General features: G+C 51.9%; 6 protein-coding genes. 3 read left to right on the plus strand and 3 right to left on the minus strand.

Going from position 1 to position 25,534, the window contains the following annotated elements; genetic code table 11:
* Positions 1-119: 119 nt before the first annotated feature.
* Positions 120-3,308, minus strand: coding sequence for an FG-GAP-like repeat-containing protein (locus KK083_RS23665; RefSeq protein ID WP_254168143.1), 3,189 nt, complete (start codon positions 3,306-3,308; stop codon positions 120-122).
* Positions 3,309-3,586: 278 nt separating this feature from the next.
* On the minus strand, positions 3,587-4,444 hold the full coding sequence (locus tag KK083_RS23670; RefSeq protein WP_254168145.1) for a porin family protein: 858 nt from the start codon (positions 4,442-4,444) through the stop codon (positions 3,587-3,589).
* A 473-nt stretch (positions 4,445-4,917) separates the two neighbouring features.
* Here KK083_RS23670 and KK083_RS23675 point away from each other — a divergent pair, with 473 nt between their 5' ends.
* The 3 genes from KK083_RS23675 (at position 4,918) to KK083_RS23685 (ending at position 23,971) form a co-directional block, all read left to right on the plus strand.
* Positions 4,918-21,177 carry a T9SS type B sorting domain-containing protein gene (locus KK083_RS23675; protein WP_254168147.1) on the plus strand — a complete coding sequence of 5,420 codons (16,260 nt, stop codon included), beginning with the start codon at positions 4,918-4,920 and terminating at the stop codon, positions 21,175-21,177.
* 43 nt (positions 21,178-21,220) lie between these two features.
* A complete protein-coding gene (locus KK083_RS23680) occupies positions 21,221-22,129 on the plus strand; it encodes a PorP/SprF family type IX secretion system membrane protein (protein ID WP_254168149.1) in 909 nt (302 codons plus the stop codon).
* A 225-nt stretch (positions 22,130-22,354) separates the two neighbouring features.
* Positions 22,355-23,971, plus strand: coding sequence for a PorP/SprF family type IX secretion system membrane protein (locus KK083_RS23685; RefSeq protein ID WP_254168151.1), 1,617 nt, complete (start codon positions 22,355-22,357; stop codon positions 23,969-23,971).
* 139 nt (positions 23,972-24,110) lie between these two features.
* Here the strand turns inward: KK083_RS23685 and KK083_RS23690 are convergent, their stop codons facing one another.
* Positions 24,111-25,514 carry a leucine-rich repeat domain-containing protein gene (locus KK083_RS23690; RefSeq protein ID WP_254168153.1) on the minus strand — a complete coding sequence of 468 codons (1,404 nt, stop codon included), beginning with the start codon at positions 25,512-25,514 and terminating at the stop codon, positions 24,111-24,113.
* Positions 25,515-25,534: the final 20 nt, after the last annotated feature.

The following is a 25,534-nucleotide window of genomic DNA, read 5'->3' on the forward strand; positions in this document are numbered from 1 at the left end:
TCCTACCATTAACATGCATAAGGATATAGGAAACTACCAGGTTCTCTGTAAGAGGGCCCGGTAGGTCTGCGTAAAATCTGGAGAAGGATAATGCAGGCCTGAACAGGCCCGGTACAACTTTATTTCAGCAGGGAAATGCTTCCGGTCTTCACCCTGCTTTCTTCGTCGCAGCGGATCACGTAATAATATACGCCACCCGGAAGTTTGCTTCCCTTAAACGTTCCGTCCCAATTGTTGTTGTAAGGTTTGGCCTCGAAGACCTTCGCACCCTTGTCATTGTAAATGGTTACGCCACACTCAGGGAAGCTCTCGATGTCCTGGACGGTCCAGAAGGGGTTCACCGTATCGTCGTTGGGGGAGAAGTAGTTCTTCGGTTTGATCTGGTCCAGCACAGAGGTACCTAATACGCGGATGGAAACAGTGGCTTCGCCCTTGCACCCGTTGATGTCTGTACCTATCACCTTGTAGGTAATATCTTGTAAGGGCGTGGCCACGGGATTGGCGATGGTAGAGTCGTTGAGCGAAAGCCCCGGGCGCCACAGATAGTTTTGAAGGCCAGTGCCTGAAAGCATGCTGAACTGCCCCACAGTGATTACCGAAGGTTGTGCCGTTGCTGTTACCGTTGGTGCCGCAACCGGCGTAAGGGCCTGAGAGGCTTCAAGGATACAGCCCGTGCTGTTGGTTACGCTGACGGAGTAGGTCTTTGCCTCATTGACAATAATAAAAGGTGTAGTCTCTCCGGTACTCCAGGCGTAAGCTGTAAAGGCATCACCTGACGCCACCAGCCTGAGCGTGTCGCCGGCGCACAGATTGAAGCTGTTGCGCGGATTGGTGATGGTGACCGGCGGCGCACTGACAATGGCAACCTGTTTTGTTTCTTCGTTAGGACATATGCCATCCTGGTAAGTTACCTTGAGCTTTACCTGATAGGTGGCCGGTTGCGTATAGGTGTGCACCGGGCTTGCATCAGACGCCGTCGCGGTATTATCGCCGAAGGTCCAGGTATAGACTGGTGTTGTCTGTGGATCAACAATGGATTGATTGGTGAACGTTATTGCCTGCCTTATGCAACCCGATACGGTTGATGGCGTGAAGGCTGCATCCGGAATGGCCACGGCGGTGATCGTCACCTTGGGTGTTTCCACTGGCGCGCATCCGGGATGCGTAGAGGCAACCGATGCATAATATTGTCCTGAGGCAGTTGCGCCATAACTTCCCGAGGTCTGGCCGGCGATCTGTCCCTGGGTTTGTTCAAACCACTTGTACGTGAATCCTGAGGTCAATACCGGTGATACGCTCAGCGTTTTTGTACTGCCCTGGCAGAGCAGCTCGGAGCCGCTGAAGGTAACGGTGAATTTCGGATTGTTGATCCCTTCCACGATGGTAGAGTCTACTTTCGCCACGCATCCGTCCTTGATGAGTTCAACAACATAAAGTCCGGCATTGGCAATGGCAAAGTTGCTGATGGAAGGCTGTCGCGCGCCAGACGTAAAACCATTGGGGCCTGTCCACTTGTAACCCGATGCGCCGAGATCTTTTACAGTAAGGCTCAGTGTATTCTCCGTGCATACGGGCGTGTTGCTGTTGGCCTCCGGATCGCCGGGTGTGAGGCCCGCACCGGGTGCTGTTACCGTGATGTTCACAACAGCTGAAGTTTCTGCACAGGCTCCTCCCTCTGAGGTAGCTGTTACCGTATAGGTACCACTGGCAGTAATGTCTAGTGACGGATCAGTGCCGGCAACAGGTGCCCCCGCGTTTTGCCAGCTGTAGGTAACGCCACCGCCTGTAGTGGAGGTCAGCTCCAGGGCAAACCCATTGCAGATGGTTAGCGGGCCTGCAGGAGAAACCACGGGTACGAAGCACGTTGCGTTTCTGAATACGGAGATCTGCGATACGGCCTGGCCGTCTTTGTCAACGCTGGTGTATATGATGTCGGGTTTGGCGTCGCCATCGATGTCGCCGATCTTCACATGCCGGCTCACAAAATCCGTGGCGAGGGTTACGGTTGAGAAGTTCAGCGCACCAGGTGTGCTGTTGTTGTTAAGGATGGTCAGTGATTTGACATCGACCGAGCCCGTAACGATGTCGGTTTTTCCGTCACCGTCGAGGTCTCCGAAATCAAGTCCGGAAGGGAATTGACTGGCGCCGAAAGGAACGGGGGTTCCGAACGCGATCTGTGACGTTGTACTTTGGTTGAGCAGGATCACAACATCCGATCCCAGAAAACGGGTGGCTGCAATATCGGGTTTGCGGTCGCCATCAAGGTCGCCAACACGGAGGTTGATCACCGACCCGCTCATGTTGATGGTAGTGATATCAGAGAAGTTGAAGGTGCCGGGAGTACTTTTATTCTGGCAGATATAGATGTTGCTCACGGCGGTATTGAACTTGCTGGTGACGATCTCCGGCAGGCCATCGCCATTCAGATCCTTGAGCTCCAGGGCATCGGTGCTAGGCACATCCGTAACGGTGAATGTTACCGGTGTTCCGAAGGTGATGGCTCCGCCCGCGGTGCTTTTGTTAGGGAGGATGGTGACAACATTGCTTCCTTTGTCGGTGACAACCACTTCAGGTTTCCCGTCAAGGTCGAGATCCGCAATGGCTACCTTCTTCACTTTTCTACCCGCAAGCGAGATAAAATACAGGGAAGTGAAATTCATGGTGCCCTGATTCCTGAGAATATAAATGCGATTGCCGTCAGCGCCTTCCGATACAGCCATGTCAGGTTTGCCATCACCGTTCAGATCGCCGCAGGCAACGTGCAGCGACTTGGCGTTGATCAGCGTTGATGTACCGCCCAGGCTGATGGTACCCGTGGTGCTGTTGTTTTGAAAAACAGCCATCTGGTTTGATTTATCACTGGCTGTAGCTACATCAACTTTGTTGTCGCCATTCAGATCGCTGAGGTAAAGGTCATAAAGCCCGCTCTCCGCCTGAACGTGAGGACCTTCAATGAAATTGGCAGCGGTCAATCCATGCCGGCCACCGAATTTCAGGCCGAACTGCAAAGGCGAGTACCCCGTAAGTCCTGTGGTAGTGTTGGTGACGGAAATATTATCGTAAGTAGCGCCCGCGGGTACACGCACCTGCAGGATCTGGTTAGAGACTTCTTTGATCTCACCCGTCGCGGCACCGAAAAATACTTTCAGCTTGGTGGCGTCACTTCCAAAATCGCTGCCCCTGAGGGTGACTACCTCCCTGAGCGCTCCGTTCTCCTTGTCTGCTGAAAGCACTATAGGTTTTTGCGCTGCGGCGTTCAGCGTTGCACACAAAGCAATGACTGTTAAGAATTTAACTGTTTTCTGCATGGATTGTTGGCCTTCAGGCTTTAAGCCTATAAATCAGGGTAAATCTACTGTTTGTAACCGGATGTTACATCAATTAAGATCGCAAGGAAATGATTTTAATGACGTGGGGCAAGGTTAAAATAGTCAACGGTCCACAGTCGACAGTCCACGGCAGGGGCGTGTTGTATCGCTTGCCGGACTTTTGGGTCACACTTTACACTCCGACTATTTAAACAATTTCTTTGGCTTTGTAACCGGTTCCAACTGTGGACCGTGGTCTGTCGTCCGTGGACTCATGCTTACAGTCTACGCTTCTTGAAGTCGCTCTTGCCGCGCTTGCGCACTTTCTTATCGAGGTTGTGCTCGAGCAGGTACATGACAGAGAACCGGAGCCCCATGTTGCGTGCTTTGAGGTTGTCGTCGTACTTCGCCGGTACGGTAAAATCGGCTACCCCTGTGCCCAGCCAGGTGTGTCCCAGTTCGAAACGCAGGTCAACCATGATCTTCTGCTTGCCAATAGGCTCCAGCAGGAGTCCGCCGCCGATGTTGACGCCGAGTTGAAAACGCCTTACGCCATCAGCGTATACGATCGATGATTCGTCGTCAGCTTCCGGCGGTTTTTTCCCGAACTTGAGTTTATAATCCAGGTTTGCGTCAGGTCCACCGAATTCTGTGAGGTCATAATGGGAGATGTTACCTTTCCCGCTCAGCCAGTAGCTGAAGTTTGGTCCGATGCCTGCGTACCACTTAAAATTACGTACGTTCTTCAATTTCAGATGTCCTTTGAAGTGAACGTTGTAAATGATCGGGATCTCTATATATTGGTAGATGGTCCTGTCGCGCAGCTCATCCTGCTCGGCTACCGTGTGGTCCTTATCGTTCACTGTTATTCTTCCCTTTCTGGAATAGATCAGCTCTGTATTAAGAAAGAACCGGTCTTTCATCTTAAAGGCTGCAACAAAGCCTGCATTCCACCCCAGTACGGGACGCACATTGGTCCTGTATCTTACCCCGGAATCCTCATAACGCACCCACGACATGTTGAGTCCGCTTTTGATCCCTGTCTGAACCACCTGTGCACGGGCCTGACTGACAGATAATAAGCCTGTGATCACCAGCACACAACATTTTACAGGAATAACTCTCTTACACCACATTATATTTAATTTGTAGATTGCCGGTCGCCAACGTAGCATATCGACGTTGTATTCTTGCAATTGAACGATACAAAAGTTACAACAAATCTGATATGCACGTCAAACATAATGCAGGAATTCCAAAATTGATAATCATTGCAAATCTTAAATTCTTCGATGCTATTTTTTAATTTTTACCGGATGTCAATTCATTTTTTGTCCCAAAACAGTACAAATTTCTCCCATAATGAGACGCGCGATACCGGAACTGCCGCCCGGTTCCGGATAATTCCAATGCAAAAACAGTTTGGTCCGAACGGTACACTCTTTGACCGATAGTTTAGTTGGGTTAGTATATTTACACGGGTTTTTGTGTTTTTTACGACCCTGTGTTACCAAAGCACAACCAGTTATATTAAACGTTTAGTAGAATTTTACCATAACCGAAAGAGCCCATAGCCCCGAGGCTGTGAGCGTAACCTTAGATGCCTGATATGAAAAAAGTTTTGCTGTTAGCACTTTTTCTTGGTTCTTACACATTCACCCTGGCGCAAGCGACCGAGTCCAACTGTGCCAACGGTGTGGACGACGATAACGATGGGTTTATCGATTGTTTTGATGGAGATTGTGCCAATAACAACGTCTGCGACGGTACTTACACCGGTAATGACAAACTTTGTCAGCTTCCCAAGCCTCCGGGATCTGATTTTGCAATGTTGCTTAAGAATACGTCCACAGACTGGGTTTCCACTACCCACGGAAGGTTTGTGATCGGTGATATGGACCGCGACGGTACCCCTGACGTGGTAACAGCGCATTATGGATATGATAAAGTATTCGTTCTTGATGGCAAAACGCTGGCGGTAAAATTCTCGGGAGACACCAGGTATGATAACCCGGAGCGTTACGACATTACGATCGGTAATATCAATAACGACAACTGCGCGGAGATCTATGTAGCCGAGCAGAATGACGGTGATTTCTATATATCAAAATTCGACTGTAAGGCCGTGCGCCAGTGGACCAAGAAGGTGAAGGGAAGGCCTTATACCATGGCCCTCGCTGACTTAAACCAGGATGGCAAGTCTGAGCTTTATTACCGCAACGAGATCATGGATGCCGAGACCGGTACGATCCTGGTGCAGGGCACCGGCGACTGGAATGAAGTTGATGCTGGCTCAGTGGCGGTAGATATCTTGCCTGACAATGCCTGTACACGCTGCGACGGCCTCGAGCTTGTGGCGGGTGGTGTGATCTACGGCGTTAACGTAGGTAATGGTACAGCCAATAATGGTAGCGTCAGCATCGAGAAAAAATTCAACGATCTGCCGGGCCTCGGTGGTATTAAATATTTTCCCAAAGGCATTGATTTCTCGAACGATAACAATTTCGTCAACAGTATGACGTCTGTTGCGGACTATGACCTGGACGGCAACCTCGACGTGCTTATGAGCGGTGCTTCCAGCAACAGCCCGCAAAGCTCCGTTACAGCCTTCTACTGGAATGTGTCCAAGAACACATTCAAGACTTACAAGCCGAAACAATCCGATGGTAACGGTTGGAAGTATGGTATGGGGCGTATCAACATTGCCGACATCGATGGCAACGGGCAAATGAATGCCGCCTTCGTATCGGGTAGCCGCCTCTTCGTACTGGACGAGAATTTGAACGTGCTCAAGATCAAGAGCAAGGCAGGGGTAGACAGTGCAGACTGGATCATCGAGATCGAAGAGCAGTCGTCGGGTTTCACGAGCACGACGGTATTCGACTTTAATAATGATGGCGCGTCAGAGATCGTATATCGTGACGAGGATTACCTTTACATCTTCAACGGTAAGACCGGTAAGCCTTCTCCGCCGATCACCTGTATCTCTCAGACCACCAACGACTATCCGGTGGTTGCAGACGTTGATGCAGACGGTGCCACGGAAATATGCGTGATCTGTCGGGCCGATGGTCAAACGACGTCGAACGCGGGTGTGATCCGAACGTATAAATCGTCACTCGAACCATGGGTTTCCGCGCGAAAGGTCTGGAACCAGCACGCGTACTTTAACGTGAACGTCAATGATGACCTCACCATCCCCAAGATCCAGCAGAAACATCACCTTGTCTTTTCGGAGAACGTTTGTACCCCTGGTAAGAACAGGGCCCTGAACTCATTCCTTAACCAGTCGGCGATCCTTGACTCAAAGGGTTGTAAGACCATGGCTTCGGCTGACGTTTCTTTTATAGCCAATCCACAGCTCATGAACGTTACGGCACCAACGTGTCCGAACCAGAATTTTACGGTATCGTTCACGATCAAGAACACGGGTGACCTGGTGCTCAATGGCAACCTTCCAATCACGTTCTACAGCGGCGATCCCCGGGTAGCAGGGGCAGTTAAACTGAACACGGTCCAGATTCCGCTGGCCAATTTCGCGGTTGGCGCCACGCTGCAACAAAATAACATCACGGTGAACGGTACCGGAAAGACCTTCACCCTATACGCCGTGCTGAACGATGCGGGCACGTCGATCCCGATTGCACTTCCCAATACGAACTTCACGGAATGTAATTACATCAACAACGTTGTCTCGGCGCAGGTCAACCCTGCCACCTTCCCGCTCACTACGGCGGTAACTGACCACATCCAGTGCGGTGGTGCACCGACTGCAGCAAACGGTTCGGCCCAGGCGTATAAGCTCGAGGGCGGTAGCCAGGTGACTGTAGGTTACACATTCTATTGGTTCAACGGTGGCACTGTTGGCGACACTACGACGGCCGTATATAAAGGAGCTGTGCGCAGTCCGCTTACCAACGGCACATATTCTGTTGTAGCCTATCACAAGGCGTTCCGTTGCGGCTCGGCGCCGGCGGTTGTCAATGTTGGCGTATCGAACCGCAACATCAGCGCTACCATCAACATCGATCACGCTTATACAAACTGTAATGCGCCTGATGGCAAGCTTACGGTAACACCCGATGGCGGTCTGCCCGTGTCAAACTTTACGTATGAGTGGTATGAAGGTACCGGTACAGGTACGGGCACTAAACTGTCTGTGACCAATGTGCTGACGGGAGCGAAAGGACTTACTTACTCTGTAGTTGTAACGGAGATTGCTTCAGGTTGTAAAACACTTGAATCGGAAACTGTTCCTGATCAGACTGCCCAATTCACGGTGAGCGCCAATGCGACGCTGGCAAACTGTAACCCGCTGAACTCGGGAAGCGCGTCTGCCAATGTGGGCGGTGTTACGGCAGGATATGAATTCAGATGGTATAACGGTAACACGGTAAAGACATCGCCTGACTTTACAGGTATAACGTACTCGTCGCTTACGGCGGGTAACTATACCGTTGTGGCGAAAAACCTTGCCACGGGTTGTATTTCAGGACCTTTCATTCAGCCTGTAGGCTCTGTGGCGGGTGTTACCACGTCCATCACAAGCTTCACGCCGCAGACTGCCTGTGTGGGCAAGAACGGTACGGCTATCGCTGCTGTTACGGGCGGAGCCGCCACGTTCAAGTGGTACAAGGGAAGTAATACGCTGGCGGTCAATGAAGTTCTGCCGGCTCCGGGAGCAAATCTCACCGGTGCTGCGGCAGGTACCTATACCGTGCTGGCCACGAACAATGCAACCGGATGTCAGGATACGGAAGAGGTTACTATCGTAGATAATATAGTGTATCCTGCTGCCACGCCTACACCGACGCCGCAGACAAACTGTTTCCCGGCTAACGGACAGGTTACAACAACAGCCACCAATGGTCCGCACATATTCTATTGGTTCGATGGAAACGTGGGCACGCCTGATACTACGGCTGCCGCGGGACAGGTTGACTTTAAGGGACAAACTTATACCGGAAGGGCCGCAGGTTTCTATACGGTTGTAGCGGTGAACAAGACCACGAAATGTCCTTCACCGGCCGTTCCGGTTCAGGTGGTGAACAACACAGCAGCGATCACAGCAACACCTACACCGGTGCACAACACAAGCTGTCTTTTGGCATCGCCCAACGGTGGCGCTTCTGCTACTGCGTCAGGCGCGCCTTCAGGAAGTTATAAATTCCGCTGGTTTACCGGTGGCGACACTACCAGCTTCATTGTTCAGAACAATACCCTCACCAACAGGGCTCCCGGCACATATACCGTGAAGGCGATCAGCCTGGTAACAGGATGTTTCGGCACCCAGGTTGTGACCGTGAATAATATCAGCGCGAAGCCGGTATTATCGCTCAATAAAACAGACAACACGGTATGTACGGCGTCCGCTGGATATACGGGCTCTGTCACTGCCAGCTTCTCTTCCAATCCGAATTCGCTGCCTGCGCATACTTATACTTACGCATGGACGAAGAACGGAAGTGGCATCGGGGGAACCACCGCGTCACAAACTGGATTGAATGGCGCAACGTACGCGGTAACTGTTACCAACCAGACACTGAATTGTACTTCTGACCCGGCATCGATCGCCGTAGTGGATGTACCGGCCCTGCCTGTGCTGGTGACCTCTTCAACCGGTTCTACGAACTGTATCCCCGGTGCAGGTGGCAGCAAGATCAACGGAAGCGCTCAACTGACCTCTATAGACGGAACTGGCATCGCCAGCGTAACCGGATATACCTTCCAGTGGCATACGGGTACGGGAACAGGGTCACCTATTTCGGTGGCCACGAATCCCACAGCCAATAGCTCCAAACTTGATAAAGTACAAGGAGGTACAACCAATAACTTTACGGTGCTGGTAACGAAGACCTCAACAGGTTGCAGCAATACGGCAACGGTGCTGGTAGCGGACGCAAGCGTGAAGCCTGTGCTGACACTGAAGAATACCCCGAACTCGATCTGTGATGCAACCATCGCAGGTACATCCAAAGATGGTACGGTGTCACGCGACACTTATACCTATGCAGGTACTTACACAGGTACCCAAACATTGATCTATAACTGGTATGACGGAACCACTACAGGTGCACCCCATACACCTGCTACAACGAATCATCCGACGGCAAGCATCACGCAGCTGGCTGCCGGGTTCTACAGCGGCACTGTAACGATCGACGAGCTTGGCTGTACCTCGGCACTCGCCACCACAGAAGTGAAAGATGTGGTAGCGCTGCCTGTGATCGTAACGCAGCCTACGCCTTCAACGAACTGTACGACCGGTACTGGCCTTGAAAATGGAGCTGCTGAAGTGACCAAGCTCAATGGTGCAAACGTGACTGCGGCTACACCCGGGTTCACCTATGCGTGGTTTACGGGTGCAGGCACAGGTACTCCGAGCACGAAACCTACCGCCAACCAGATCAAACTTGACAAAATTCAGGGTGGTGCCACCAACAATTATACGGTAGAAGTTACCCAACTGTCTAACGGATGTAAGAACACCGCTACGGTATTGGTGACCGATGGCAGTGTGAAGCCTGTACTGACATTGACGAATACACCTAACTCGATCTGTGACGCGACGATTGCCGGAACGCCTAAAAACGGAACGGTATCGCGTAATACTTATACTTATACAGGTGCTTATGCAGGAACTCAGACGCTGGTTTACAACTGGTATGACGGAACAACCACTGCCATGGCGCATACACCTGCGACAACGAACCATCCGACCGCAAGCATCAATCAGCTTCCCGCTGCATTTTACAGTGCTACGGTAACGATCAATGAGCTTGGCTGTACCTCGGCGCTTGCCACCACAGAAGTGAAAGATGTGGTTTCTCTGCCTGTGATCGTAACGAAAGCTACGCCATCAACAAACTGTACGGTTGGCACAGGCCTTGAAAACGGAGCCGCTGAAGTGACCAAGCTCAATGGCGCGAATGTGACCGCGGCTACACCTGGCTTTACGTATGCCTGGTTTACCGGCTCAGGCACAGGAACACCAAGCCCGAAGCCTACCGCCAACCAGATCAAGCTGAACCTGATCCAGGGTGGTGCTACTAACAATTATACTGTAGAGGTTACACAACTGTCTAACGGATGTAAGAACACGGCTACCGTGCTGGTGACCGATGGCAGCGTGAAGCCTACACTTACGTTGAAGAACACCTCGAACTCGATCTGTGATGCGACTATCGCCGGCACACCTAAAAATGGTACGGTAACACAGAACACATACAACTATACCGGTGCTTATACGGGCGCAATGACCCTGACCTACAACTGGTACGATGGAACCACCACCGCTGTGGCGCATACACCTGCAACGACGGTGCCTCCTACAATAGGCATTACGCAGCTCGGTGCCGGATTCTACAGCGCTACAGTAACGATCAACGAGCTTGGCTGTACCTCGGCGCTTGCTACAAGAGAAGTGAAAGATGCGGTTGCGCTGCCTGTGATCGAAACACTGGCAACGCCTTCAACGAACTGTACGATGGGTGCCGCCTTTGAAAATGGTGCCGCTGCCGTGACCAAGCTCAACGGTGTGAATGTGACTGGACCCACAACAGCTGGATTTACCTATAAATGGTTTGATGGCACTGGTACTGCCGTTGCAAGCACAAAACCTACCGCTGGCCAGAGCAAGCTGAACCTGATCCAGGGCGGCCCTACAAATAATTACACCGTAGAAGTTACGCGACTGTCTAACGGATGTAAGAACACGGCTACCGTGCTGGTGACGGATGCGAGCGTGAAGCCTGTGCTGACGTTAAAGAACACGCCGAACTCGATCTGTGATGCGGCTATCGCGGGTACTTCTAAAAATGGTACTGTATCTCAGGATACCTACAGCTATACCGGTGGTTATACGGGTACGATGACCCTGACCTACAACTGGTACGATGGAACCACCACCGCCGTGGCGCACGCACCTGCAACAACAACACCTCCTACAACAGGTATTGTTAATCTTGCTGCCGGCTTCTACAGCGGTACTGTAACGATCAATCAGCTTGGCTGTACGTCGGCGCTGGTTACAACCGAAGTGCAGGACGTTGTTGCTTTGCCTGTGATCGAAACACTGGCGACACCTTCAACGAACTGTACGATGGGTGCTGCCTTTGAGAACGGCGCGGCGGAAGTGACCAAGCTGAACGGCGCGAACGTAACTGCTGCAACCCCGGGATTTACCTACGCATGGTTTACCGGTATCGGTACTGGAACACCTAACCCGAAACCTACGGCCAACCAGATCAAGCTTGACAAGATCCAGGGCGGCGCTACGAATAATTACACGGTAGAAGTTACACGACTGTCTAACGGATGTAAAAATACTGCTACGGTACTGGTGACGGATGGAAGTGTGAAGCCTACGCTTACACTGAAGATGACACCGAACACAATTTGTGATCCGATGGTGGCTGGCGTTCCCGGTAATATTGAGAATGGTACAGCCAGCGTAGACCAGCTTGCATATGCCGGCGCCTATACAGGCACGAAAACTTATAATTATAACTGGTATGATGGACAGACAACGGCAGTACCTCACGCTGCCGCAGTCACCGCTACCAACATCACCAGCCTTGATGCCAAATTCTATAGCGCTACGGCTACCATCACAGAGCTGGGTTGTACATCAGACCTGGCCAGCGTAGAAGTGAAGGATAATCTCAAGCTGCCCACACTTTCGCTCAGCATGACCGCTTCTACCAACTGTGCCGGTGGAACGGACAACGGAACAGCCACTGTGGCCGTTACCAACACCGCCGGGGGAGAGACCTATTCTTATGACTGGCGCAAGGGCCCTCTGGTGACGAGCCCTGCAGTGCCCGCTACCACCCCTGGTATCACAGGACAGGAAGGCAACGAAAACTATACGGTTCTGGTGACCATCAACCAGACCGGTTGTAAAGATTCAGGTACGATCCTGATCCAGGACAACAGCAAGAAACCTGTTATCGGCCCGTTGGCAAAGACAGACAATACACATTGCACCACACCGAATGGTACTGCCTTTGTCGATGAGACCACCAATCCTATTACCTATCACGGAACTGCGTTAGCAAGTTATACAGGCTTTAATTTAGTATGGACAGGTGGCCCTATGGCCGCCACAGTTGGCCCGGTTGACCAATACAACAACCTTCCTGCAGGTACTTATACCTTGCAGGTTACAGCAGTGACCAACCCGTCTAACGGCAACAATGACCAGTGCGTGTCAGATCCGAGAACTGTTACGCTGGTTGATAACCTTGTATATCCGGTAGTGAACACGTCCATCCTTGCGCAGCAGACCACGTGCTCAGGAACACCTAACGGACAGGTTGAAGCCACAACAACAAGCACTGGTACCATTACATTCGACTGGTATGCAGGCTTAGGTGTTGGTGCTGTCGGAACTGAACTGCCAGAAGTGGCACTGGTTGACGGAAGAACTACGCCCGTGCTTGCCAGCGGAGACTACACCGTGCTTGCCATCAATAGCGGTACACAGTGTAAAACCACCAAGTCTGTTTTTGTGCCGGATAACATCACGTTGCCGGTAATAGCAACCCTGACGGAAGCAGGTGCTGTGACATTCTGTAGCGCCCCTAACGGCCAGTTGACGGCAACACCTGTGGGCCTCACCAGCACCGCTAACGGAGACTTTACGATCTTCTACCTGAATCAGAATACCAGTGATCCCGTGACGGTGAAGACGCACGCAGATCACACGCAGTTCACCACCACAGCAGGTTTTTCACAGTTCAACCTGAAACCTGGTTTCTATTCTTCTATGGTACGTGACGAGATCACAAAATGTGAGTCTCAGGTTGCCACCGTACGCATCAACGACATGACCGTTGCAGCTACGATCACCATTGACGCTGTTAAGGCAGCTACTTTCTGTGCCAATACCGATGGAAATATCGACGTTACGATTACTGGACCGATGGGCGCTACCTATGATGTCTTCTGGCACAAAGGTGGCCCTACCAACACTGGTCCTTTTGACTACATTACTGGTACTACGCAACCGAAGCCTGTCTTCGGAGGCGGTGCGGTGCCTGCTCCGGTTTCAGCAGCGCCTCCCGGCCTTGTAGATCCTCCTGATATGTGGGATCTCCGCGACGGTGCCTACTCTATTGAGGTGATCGACCAGACAACCGGATGTGGTGCTTTCAGAACGGAATTTGTGCCTTTCCAGAACGCGCCAGTTATCAATATTGTAAAGCGAAATTCTACTGTATGTGATCCTCTGGCAGGAAATGGAGAGATTGAACTGCAGGTCGATCCTTCGGCGGTTGCCGGACCAAAACAATACTCTTATCTTCTTTGGACCGGGTCAAGTGGCACGGCTACTATGCCGCAGGTTGCAGGGGAGAACTGTAATGACGGCGTGGATAATGACGGAGACGGAGATGTAGACACTGATGACTCGAAGTGTAAAATAAGCTATCAGGGTAATCCTGATTATGACCTTACGTTTGCCGGTCTCAATCCCGGGGGTTACACCATAGAGATCATTGACCACAGTGCATGCTCTGTATTCACTACAGCGTTGATCGATGTGGATGCGTTAAGCCCGATCGTTACCATCAACAGCGTAACAGCCAATACGGCATGTGTGGATGGATCTGCCGATGGATCAGTGAGCATCACCATCACCAAAGACCCGCTTGACCTTACAACCGCTGCTCCGAATTACCGGATCACCGGTGTGACCTCTGCGCTGGCTACTCCAGCGACAACACCCGCCCTTTTCCCAGTGGCCATGCCGACGGCAACCGCCAGGGATCTGTTCAGGGATGCGCAGTTCGGTTTTGGCTTCGATGGTGGTTTCGGTGCAGCCATGTACCAGATCTCTGTTGAGGAAGTCAACAGCGGATGTACCATCGACAAGTTTGTGAACATTCCTGACCAGCCAGTGATGCCTACCATTACAGTGGCCGTTACAGATGATACCTTCTGTGCGCCGAAGTCAAACGGTAGTGTGAACATCACAGCAGTAGGCCCGGCCACGGTAAATGATTACCAGTACTCATGGTATAATAATGCAACATTGCCCGCACCGATCTATCAGGCTAACGAAGCCGGTGGCGGAAGGGTGTTCGATGCTACAAAAGCAGGTTATGTTGCCGGTGTCATGGGACAGGGCAGAGGCAATCAGAATTATTATGTAAGGTCTACAAGGCTTGCCGGTCCTGCCGGAACCAAAGGTGTGGGATGTAATTCTCCCGCCATCGGTGTGGTAGTTCAGGATAAGCACGTAGCGCCTGTTCCGGTGCTCACGTCCAGCCCGAACACGTCATGTGATCCGTTGATCGGTGAAGGCAGCATTTCCATTGAAACTACTACTGTATCGCCTCAGGCTGCAGTTCAGAATTCATTGTATACTTACAGCATCATGCCCGCTGTAGTGGCACCGCTTACCAACAGAAATGGTTCGCTGTTCAAGCATTACACCGCGCTTACGCACAATGGTGGTGCGGCTTATACCGTAACAACGGAAAATCAGGAGAATGCCTGTCGTACCGACAATGCCATCTCGGTGCTGGATGCTAAGTACGCGCTTGCCATTACAGCCCACACTGTCAATGATAAACTGGTATGTAACCTCGATGGCGATATCGCGGCGACGGAAATTACCATCGACAGAACCCTGACCTCACAGGCAGCGGAGGTGTTCAATGCGTCATCCGCTACGACGATCAATGCAGGTTTTGCATTCAGATGGTTCAAAGGCACACCCGGAACATTTACATCCGGAGCGCCTTTGCAAGACGGAGCCGGTGTACCCGCACTCATTACCGGGACGTCGTTGAACGTTGGTACCGGTGGGGGTAACTATCCCGATGCTCCTGCTACCGGTGGTGCAGGCACGTACTATGTAGTAGGCCGCCGTATCTCAGCAGCGGGCATCTTCGGTGCAAACTGTGAGACCACGCCTTTAAGGGTAGAGATCCTTGACAAGAGCGCCGACCCGGTGATCACGCTGACGCCGTTCAGCAACACGTCATGTGACCCGGCGTTGTTTGAAGGAGAGATCGATGTCGATATTACAGATGCCTCGCCGGTGACACCTCCTCCGGGTGGATTTACCTTCGGCTACGCATGGACTGCCTCGGCTGGTGTTACGCCTCCCGGTCCGACCGCGGGTAATGATGGTACTGACAATCATTTCAACGGTCTTGAAGAAGGTACTTATGATCTTACAGCAACCAACGCCCAGACAGGCTGCGTTTCTGTAGCACATACCACCATCATTAAGAATGCCACGCCGATCTTTACGCAGGTTATCGATGTTGATCCACAGTTGTTCTGCTATAACAGCGGAAGCATCGAAGTGAAGAGTGTGGGCTATGAAGACAGGGCTGGCTTGCCACAGAATGCTCCGCTGGTTGATTTTGAATTCACATGGACCAGGAATGCGGCAACGGTAGGAAACACAGCTCCGTTATTGGATTCCGCCAACTATGGTGGTATCAGCGCGGATGCCAATTACTTTGTGGTGGCCAAGCGCATTGCCAACGGCCCGGGCAAGGATTGCTCATCAGCGCCGATAAGACTTGAGATCAAAGATGAGAGCAAGAACCCGAACGTGGTGCTCACGCCGCTCAGCAACACCTCATGTCATGCAACCGCATTTGAAGGTCAGATCACGGTGAAGGTTACGGATAGCTCGCCGTTCCCGACTACCGTTCCTCCTACAACGGTATTCAGCTACACGTATGCATGGACCAGCGCAACGCCTCCGCCGGCGATGCCCAATGTATTCAACGGAAACGACAATGTGTTCACGAACCTTAAGGATAATAATTACCAGCTGCTCGTTACCAATAACGAAACAGGCTGTGTGCATACAGAGAGCACGGACATCCTCAAGAACACAACACCGATCTTCGTTCAGAATGTGGACATCGATCCGCAGTTGTTCTGCTATAACAGCGGTAGCCTTGAAGTGAAAGGTGTAACCTTCCAGGACAGGGCGGGAGCGTTGCAAAATGCTCCGCTGGCAGATTTCAATTTTGCATGGACCAGGAGTGCTGTGGCAGTAGGAAACACAGCTGCGTTATTGGATTCCGCCAACTATGGTGGTATCAGCGCAGACGCCAACTACTTTGTGGTGGCCAAACGTATGGCAAACGGCCCCGGCAGGGATTGTGAATCTGCACCGCTGCAGCTTGAGATCAAGGACGAGAGCATAAACCCGAACGTGGTGCTCACGCCGCTCAGCAACACCTCATGTCACGCGACCGCATTTGAAGGTCAGATCACGGTGAAGGTTACAGATGCCTCGCCGTTCCCGACCACCGTTCCCGCTACAACAGTGTTCAGCTACACGTATGCATGGACCAGCGCAACGCCTCCGCCGGCGATGCCGAATGTGTTCGACGGAAACGACAATGTGTTCACGAACCTCAGGGATAACAATTACCAGCTGCTCGTTACCAATAACGAAACAGGCTGTGTGCATACAGAGAGTACTGACATCCTTAAGAACACAACACCGATCTTCGTTCAGAATGTGGACATCGATCCGCAGCTGTTCTGCTATAACAGCGGTAGCCTTGAAGTGAAAGGTGTAACCTTCCAGGACAGGGCGGGAGCGCTGCAAAATGCTCCGCTGGCAGATTTCAATTTTGCATGGACCAGGAGTGCTGTGGCAGTAGGAAACACAGCTGCGTTATTGGATTCCGCCAACTATGGTGGGATCAGCGCAGACGCCAACTACTTTGTGGTGGCCAAACGTATGGCAAACGGCCCTGGCAGGGATTGTGAATCAGCACCGTTGAAGCTTGAGATCAAAGACGAAAGCAAAAAACCGAACGTGCTGCTCACGCCTTTCAGCAACACCTCGTGTCACGCGACAGCATTTGAAGGTGAGATCAAGGTGAAGGTTACAGATGCCTCGCCGTTCCCGACCACCGTTCCGGCTACAACCGTGTTCAGCTACACGTATGCATGGACCAGCGCGACGCCTCCGCCAGCGATGCCCAATGTATTCGACGGAAACGACAATGTGTTCACGAACCTCAAGGATAACAATTATCAATTGGCGGTTACCAATAATGAGACGGGTTGCGTGTTTACAGCAAATACCACCATCATCAAGAACGCCACGCCGATCTTTACACAGGTTACCGATGCCGACGCGCAACTGGTTTGCTATAACAGTGGAAGCCTTGAAGTGAAGAGTGTGAGCTATGAAGACAGGGCAGGGGCGATGCAGAATGCTCCGCTGGCTGACTTCAGTTTTGCATGGACCAGGAATGGCGCCACCGTAGGAAATGCAGCTGCATTATTGGATTCTACGAACTATAGTGGTATCAGTGCGGACGCCAACTACTTTGTTGTGGCCAAACGTATCGCCAACGGCCCTGGCCGGGATTGCGAATCAGCACCTTTGCGACTTGAGATCAAAGACGAGAGCAAAAACCCGAACATCGTGCTGACACCGTTCAGCAATACCTCGTGCGCTCTTATGACATTTGAAGGAGAGATCGACGTGGACGTGACGGATGCTTCGTCGTTCCCGACCACCGTTCCTGCTACGACAGTATTTACTTATGCCTACAACTGGACAGGAAGCGTGATGACGCCTACGGGTGGAGGTCCTGCCTATAACGGTGTAAACAACCATTTTAATGGCCTGAGGCATGGTATTTACAAGCTTGAAGTGACCAACAATCAGACAGGCTGTATCAGCAATGCACAAACAGAAGTGGTAGAAAATACAACACCGATCTTCGTTCAGGATGTAGACCCTGATGCGCAGCTGTTCTGCGTGGCCAGCGGAAGCCTGGAAGTGAAACAGATCAGGTTTGTTGACCGCGCGGGTGCTCCCCAGACCATCAACACGCCTGTAGGTTTGGGAGACTTTACCTTTACCTGGTTCAGGGGTGGAACTTTAGGTGGCAACCAGGTGCTCACCGGTGCGTCCAGGTTACTTGATTCAACAAATTATGCTACCGTGGGCGCCGACCCTGACTACTATGTTGTGGCCAGACGTAACGCCAACGGCCCGGGCCTCAACTGTGCCTCCGCACCTTTCAGGGTGGAAATTCCGGATGGAAGAAAATACCCGGTGGTGACGTTGACCACAACCCCGAACACGGTTTGTGATAACAATTACCTTGGAAGCTTGGAAGTTGATATTGTGGACCAATCCACAGTGCCTGGCAGCCCTGTTGGTACCCCTTATGACTACGACTTTGCATGGACTTCAACTCCTGCGGCAGCATCGGCTACGCTGGGCGTCGGACCTTTCAGCGGCGTGAACAATATGTTCAACAACCTGCAGCACGCTACTTATAATTTAGTGGCGACCAACAGAGACAGCAAATGTGCATCTGTAATGGTTCAGGCTGTGATCCAGCAGATCCTGCCCACGGTTGAGATCAAAGCTGTTAACAAGCTCGATCAGACAGATTGTGCACCTGTGAATGGAAGCATCACGATCAACGCCGCCAGCGCTACGCATATGAGCTTGCCTGGTATCTACACGTTCGCGTGGAGCGATGCAGGTGGTTTGATCACGCCTCAACCGGTGGCGCCGAATAACCACATCCTCAATGGCAGGGCAGCAGGCACCTATTCTATACAAGGTACCAAGTCTGGTGGCCCCGGCTCAGGCTGTATAACACCGCCTTTCCCGGTAGTGATCGAAGACAAGACCGTAAAACCGGCCATCAACCTGAGCTCTATCGCGAACTTTGCCTGCGTGGCGCCTTTCAACGGCAGCATCTCTGCTACCGTAACAGAAGGTCTCACCACCGGCACAGCAGGTTATACTTATGAATGGTTCTCCGGCACAACCACCGGCGGAGCTCCTCTTGGCGGACCCAGCACAACCCTCACGGGCCTCAACGCACGCCTGCAGGGAGACTATGCCGTGCGTGTAGTAGACATCAACTCACCTAACAGCGGATGTGATAACGTTGCTACGCTGCCGATCCTCTTTAACCCTACGGACCTCTTTAGCAATATTGAGGCAACGGCGCAGACCTTGTGTGCTCCTTCGCAGAACGGACAACTCGAGGTGCAGCTGATCAAGGAAACCGTAGACGGTGCAACCACCGACTTCGATGTGAAGAACAATGCTGCTCACAAAGCAAGGTTCTCCTTCCAGTGGTTTGACGAAACTCAGGCTCCGCTTACCGGTGTGGTGAATGGCTCGGCCGGCGGAAACGTGTTGCCGAACCGGGAAGCTGGCGAGTACTTCGTTCAGATCACCAACAACGTGGGCTGTACATCACTCTTCAGCCGTTCAGTAGTGGAAGACAAAAACTCTTATCCTACGATCAGCCTGGATAACTTTGTCAATCCGAAGCTTTGTGTGTTGCCGGAAACTCCGGGTGAGCTCATTGTCTTTGCAGACGGCACGCAAGACCTGACCAACTATACTTTTGAATGGTTCGAAGGTCCGGATGAAACAGGAACGCCTGTGACGGTCGCTTTCCCGAATACACTTGACAACATCTTCTATAATGATCCGCAGGAGTATACGGTAAGGGTAACGAACAATCTTACCCATTGCCCGAGCATTGCAACCTACAAGTTTGCTACGGATACGCTCGACATCAGGGTGGTTGCTTCTGCTGTGCCGCTGTCGAACTGCTTGACTAACAATGGAAGACTGTTTGCCGCGCCGCTTGAGGGAAGCACCAGCCTGTACGCCTACGAGTGGTACGCCGGCGCAACCGTGAGCGGACCGATCCAGTTCACTACCAACGATGTTACCAATGCCCCGATGGGTGTTTATACAGTGATCGCCAGAGACCTGAACCACAACTTCTGTGTGTCGGTGCCGGAAACTACGGAGGTCACGGACGGACGGATCTATCCTCCGGTGGTGATCGAGCAGAAAAACCCGCTTACGTACTGTGACCCGGCGCGTCCTAACGGTGTGGCCAGGGCTACCGTGAACGGCACGATCGTCGGTTACTCATTCGATTGGTTCCTTGGCGCCACCGCAGCGGGAGGTACACCATTCTATAACGGAGCCGAAGTTGACGGACTGCGCGCTGTGACCTACACCGCACAGGCTACAGACGTGGTGACAGGTTGCGTGGGAGAGAAGAGCATCCTGATCGAAAATGTGCCTGTAAAAGTGCCTTCGCCGTCAGTGGTGATACTGTCTCACCTTACGCGATGCGTGCCTCCTCCGGATGGAGCATTGCAGGCGAACGTGAACGGAAATACGGTTGATTACACCATCCAGTGGTACAACGGTTCGTCGCTGAAAGCCGTGCCCGATGCCAATGGCGAATTCTACCGCGATCTCGACCAGGGGCCTTACACGACAACCGCTACGGATATTGTTTCGGGCTGCGTGTCGGCTCCTGTGATCACCCAGGTGTTGCCGCTGATGAAGAACCCGGAATTTGATATCACCACCGTTCCTACGCATTGCGAAGCCAATATTGGTGAAGCTAAGTTCGAGCTGCTGAACGATGTGCAGATCAAGTCGGTGGAGTGGGATATCAACGGTGTTATGCAAAACACGCAGATCGCCACCGCGCTTCCGAAAGGATCGTTCACCCTGACCCTGACCACGTCGCAGGATTGTAAGATCACGAAAGACTTCGAGATCCTGCCAGAGATCCTCGTGTTCAACGGTATCTCGCAAAACGGTGACGGTCAGAATGATTTCTTCGAGATATCCTGTATCGGTGACTTCCCGAACAACTCGGTGAAGATCTTCAACCGTGCCGGAACACTGGTGTACCAGTCGAAGGGATACAACAACGCCGACATTGTGTTCAGCGGAACCTCCAACGAAGGCCTGAGCCTCATGGGCAGAGAGCTTCCTGAAGGAACATACTTCTATATCATTGATAAAGGAAATGGTTCGAAACCGAAAACTGGTTATCTTGAGCTTTTAAGAAAATAGGGGAAATATGATGCGGTTACGGACCGGGATAATTATTATAGGAATGATCGTTTTGCTGCCCCTCGGCCTGAGGGCGCAGCAAAGCATCGTTTACTCTCAGTATCTGTTCAACGGCCTGCTGATCAATCCTGCGTATGCAGGCAGCCACGTTCAGTTCAGCGGCACACTGACTTACCGGAACCAGTGGGTGAACTTTCCCGGTGCGCCGGAGACCACCACGCTGGGCATCCATAACTCTTTCCGAAAGGGCAGGGTAGGTGCCGGACTCCTGGTGACGAGCGATCGCATCGGAAGCTACAGCAACAACGGTCTGTTCGGGAATTATGCTTACGCCATCAGGGTGCCAGGAGGAGGCGTTTTCTCCATGGGAGTCTCTGCGGGATTCAACAATTTCAAGGCTGACTTCGAAGAGCTGACCCTGAAACAGGGACAGGATCCGATCTTTAACGTGTTCATGAATGAGTTCAAGCCAAACTTCGGCGGTGGACTTTTCTATTACGACAAGAAGGTGTTTGCCGGATTCTCTGTGCCGACCATCCTGACCCATGCAAAATTGTTCAGCGGAAACCTGGAGCAATTAAGAACGCCCCGGTTCTATTATCTGAACGTGGGTGTAAAGATGCCGCTGGATCCACGCACAGAAAGGGTAATGCTTCAGCCCTCCGTCCTCGTACGCGCGCAGGAAGGAACCCCCTTGAGCGTGGACTTCAACCTCAACGTGGTCTTCGATCAGCTGATCAGCATCGGTACGTCTTACCGCTCCGGTGATGGCGCCATCCTGTTGCTGAACTACAAGCTCAGCGAAAAATTCTATGTGGGATATTCGTACGACTGGACTACGTCCGACATCCGCCGTTTTTCGAAAGGATCACACGAGATCATGCTCAATTTCCGCACCCGCATCAGAAAACTGCACGGGAACATAGAGTGTCCTAACGTTTATAGCCATTAAGAATAATTGGCAGTTGACAACGGGGCAATTGACAATGGCTTACGCTTTGTCAATTGCCCTGATGGCTTCCATCAGGATTTGTCAATTGTCAACTTCCTTTCCATCCCGGGAAAATTTCTCCATTTAGGCTTTAAGATCGGGTGTAAAGTTATTTAATAACCGCTACCTTTGCCCGTTCCAGTTAATTTGACTAATCTGCACATTGCTGAACCACTACGCGTTGGAATGAACTCACGATTGAAGCTATTCTGGCTCCTTAAGACGAATATTTTTATTCTTTTTATCGCTTTTTCTGCTTCTGCGCAGGAGAATGTGATGTTCTTCGTCAACCCGTACGCCTTTAACCCCTCGTATGCCGGGGTTGAGGGACGCCCGTCTTTTTACCTGACCTACAGGAGGCAATGGATGAATGTGGAGGGCAGTCCACAGGTAGGAACCCTCAGCTTCCATACCCCGATGAAAAAGTTCGTGAGCATGGGAGCCAGCATCATCAATGATAAACGGGGCCTTTTTAACACTACTTCCGGGCTCGTATCAGGCGCTTATACGGTAACGCTGGGCGACTTTAAATCGCTCAGATTTGGCCTTTCCGCGGGCGCTGGCGTGAGCTCGATCGACTTATCAGCCGTAGACGATGCCAACGATCCGGCCCTTGCCAATGGCACTAATTCGTTCCTGCAGGGAAATGCAGGTATATCACTCCATATCAAGTCATTTCATGGGGGTATTGCATTGCCCGCCATTTTTGAGCGCCCTTATGTTTCAGGGGGCACCTCCGCCTTTAAGCCCACGCAGTCTGTAGTGCTTCACGCCTCAAACCGGTTTTACTGGTACAAGAACAAACACATGCTGGAGCCACACGTGGTTTACCGCCTCAACACCGGAATACCATCACAGCTCGAAGCTGCCCTTGTATATCACGTGAACAATGTGGTATGGGCGGGCGCATCTTATAAGCAACATATGGGAAGCTCTGCCTTTGCGGGATTTCATTTCAACAAGGTATTCGGCATAGGTTATGGCTATACGTTCAAAATGGAGAGCGGAAGTGATCTGAACAGTCCTTCGCATGAGCTGCAGCTCACCTTGCTGCTGGGCGCGAGGCGAAAGGATATTCCTTTCTATTCATTTGTGGATACCGATAAGGAAAAACGCCTTCAGCATCATAAGTACACTTCGGCCAGCGAGGCCATTGCCCAGAACAAGGCCAACAAGCCTGCGGTAAAAGAAGAGCATCCGCCTGTAAAAGAGCAGAATCACCAGGCACGTTTGCCGGAGACGGTGGCCAAAAAGCCCGTGGAGCCAGCCAAGAAACCTGCGGAGCAGCCTGTAAAAACAGAAACTACACCGGTGAAGACTCCGGAAAAGAAACCCGAAGTGGTGCAGCAGCCTGTTAAGCAAACGCAGTCGCCGAAACCGAAGCTGGGGGAAATGCCTCATGTGCACGATACCCTGCACCCGGCGCACCAGGAGGAAAAAGAAAAGATCGCCAGGCTCGAGACCCACGCTGCGAACCCTACCGAGCAGCATGATGAGCATGTAGACTTTCACCCGCATGCCGAACGCCACGAGTTTGTGAAGCGCGGTAACCACAGCGAAGAGCTCGACCTCGGAGATTATGTGATCGCCGGCGTATTCCGCTCCAAGATCAACGCCGAACACTTCTCGCAAGGATTGAACGGCCACGGCTTCAAGACCGACCACGGCCACCTTACCGAGAAGAACCTGTGGTACGTCTACCTTGCCCACACCGATAACATCGAAAAAGCAAAAGCGGAACGAGACAAGTATCGAAAGATGAAGATCTTCCGCGATGCATGGCTGTTAACGGTACACCACTAAATTGTTGCCAGTTGCCGGTTACCAGTTACCGGTTCGTTTCGGTGTTACGTCATCACGACTGAGTCTTTGATCTTACAATCGAAGGTCAACCGTTAAATCGTAGCCTGCTCTCAACCGGCAACTGGCAACCGGTAACCATTCATTCCTCCGTAATGTGCACATACACATCCTTTGCCCTCAAAGCTTCTGCCTTTGCCGGTAGCAGCTTCAGCACAGCGTCGTTCCAGGGGTTGTTCACCATGGCCAGGATCTTGAGTCTGGGATAATCGAAGATGGCTTCGGGCACCTCCGTGATGTAGTTGTGAGAGATATCGAGCTCTTCAAGGGCCGTAAGCCGCAACAGTGAACCAGGAAACACTTTCAGGTAATTGTTATTCACGCGCAGATACCGGAGGCTGCTCATGTTGCCGATCCTTTCCGGTAACGTCCCCAGGCGGTTGTCCCACGCGTAAAGCCCTTCGAGGTGACGCAGCGTGTCGATATTCTCCGGCAGCGCAACCATATTGTTATGCGAGAGATACAACGTTGCCAGGTTGCTCCACTGGCAGAACGCGGGATCGAGCTGTTCGATGCGGTTGTGAAAAAGATCGATCTCCTTCAGCGTACGCAGGTTATACGCTCCCTTTGGCACCGATGTGAGCTGATTGCTGTAAAATGAAAGCTGCTCCAGTTTTTTGAGCTTTCCGATGGCCGCATCAACGCTGGCGATCTTGTTGGAATTGAAGTTCAGCTTTTTGAGGTTCGGGCACTTCCTGACAGAGGCGGGCACATGCACGATCTGGTTCTCATGCAGCGAGAGCCGTTCGAGGTACGGATGTTTTTTAATACGGTCTTTTAAAGTAAGCGCATTACGCTGCAGGCTCAGCTCGGTCAGTTTTTTGTTGTGCCGGGCCCCGTTGGGGAAACGTATGAGTCCGTTCTCTTCCAGGTCGAGCCTGGTAAGCGCTTTGAAGTTCTTGTATGACCGCGGTAATCCCGCCGGGTTGCCGTTGGTGATGGTAAGCGAGGTCACCGTGTTGTTGTCCGCCAACCGCAGCGGTTTTTGAGCGTGGTTTTGATAGATATAAATGGCCTTCAGCCTCGGCAGGGTGTTGAGCTTTTCGGGCAATGCATCCACGGAAGTGCCGATAAGCTCCAGCACCTCGAGCGCTGTACACTTCCAGAGCACCTCCGGGATCTCACGCTTGTTATAAACACATACTTTAGTGATACCACTGAAATCGGTAACACGAAGCAGACTGTCGGTCACTATGAAATCACGGCCCGGCCGGTAGATGGTCTTGAAGATAATGGCCTCCTCATAAAGCTTACCCTGCAATGTCATGAGGCTGTCGAACTTCTTTTGCCGCATCGGCTTTCGTTTCAGCTCTGCATCGATGTTATCTTGGATCGCGATCAGCTGCAGCGAGTCGGCGGCAGAGCGAAAAACGCGCACCCTTACCTCACCATACAGCTGCCCCTGCGCTTGTATTTTACCGGAGCAGAAGAAGGTGAGAAAAGTCAAAAAAATGACCGCTGAAAAATGCCGTTTTATTGTCATCATGCATTAAAACTAAGGATTTA

Origin of the sequence: Chryseosolibacter histidinae (assembly GCF_018598225.1) — a bacterium.
Lineage (GTDB): Bacteria > Bacteroidota > Bacteroidia > Cytophagales > Cyclobacteriaceae > Chryseosolibacter > Chryseosolibacter histidini.

Bases quoted from the DNA above. Each gene is read 5' to 3' on its own strand.
- KK083_RS23675 (WP_254168147.1), top strand. From the start codon at position 4,918: ATGAAAAAAGTTTTGCTGTTAGCACTTTTTCTTGGTTCTTACACATTC.
- KK083_RS23685 (WP_254168151.1), top strand. From the start codon at position 22,355: ATGAACTCACGATTGAAGCTATTCTGGCTCCTTAAGACGAATATTTTT.
- KK083_RS23670 (WP_254168145.1), bottom strand. From the start codon at position 4,444: ATGTGGTGTAAGAGAGTTATTCCTGTAAAATGTTGTGTGCTGGTGATC.
- KK083_RS23690 (WP_254168153.1), bottom strand. From the start codon at position 25,514: ATGATGACAATAAAACGGCATTTTTCAGCGGTCATTTTTTTGACTTTT.
- KK083_RS23680 (WP_254168149.1), top strand. From the start codon at position 21,221: ATGATCGTTTTGCTGCCCCTCGGCCTGAGGGCGCAGCAAAGCATCGTT.
- KK083_RS23665 (WP_254168143.1), bottom strand. From the start codon at position 3,308: ATGCAGAAAACAGTTAAATTCTTAACAGTCATTGCTTTGTGTGCAACG.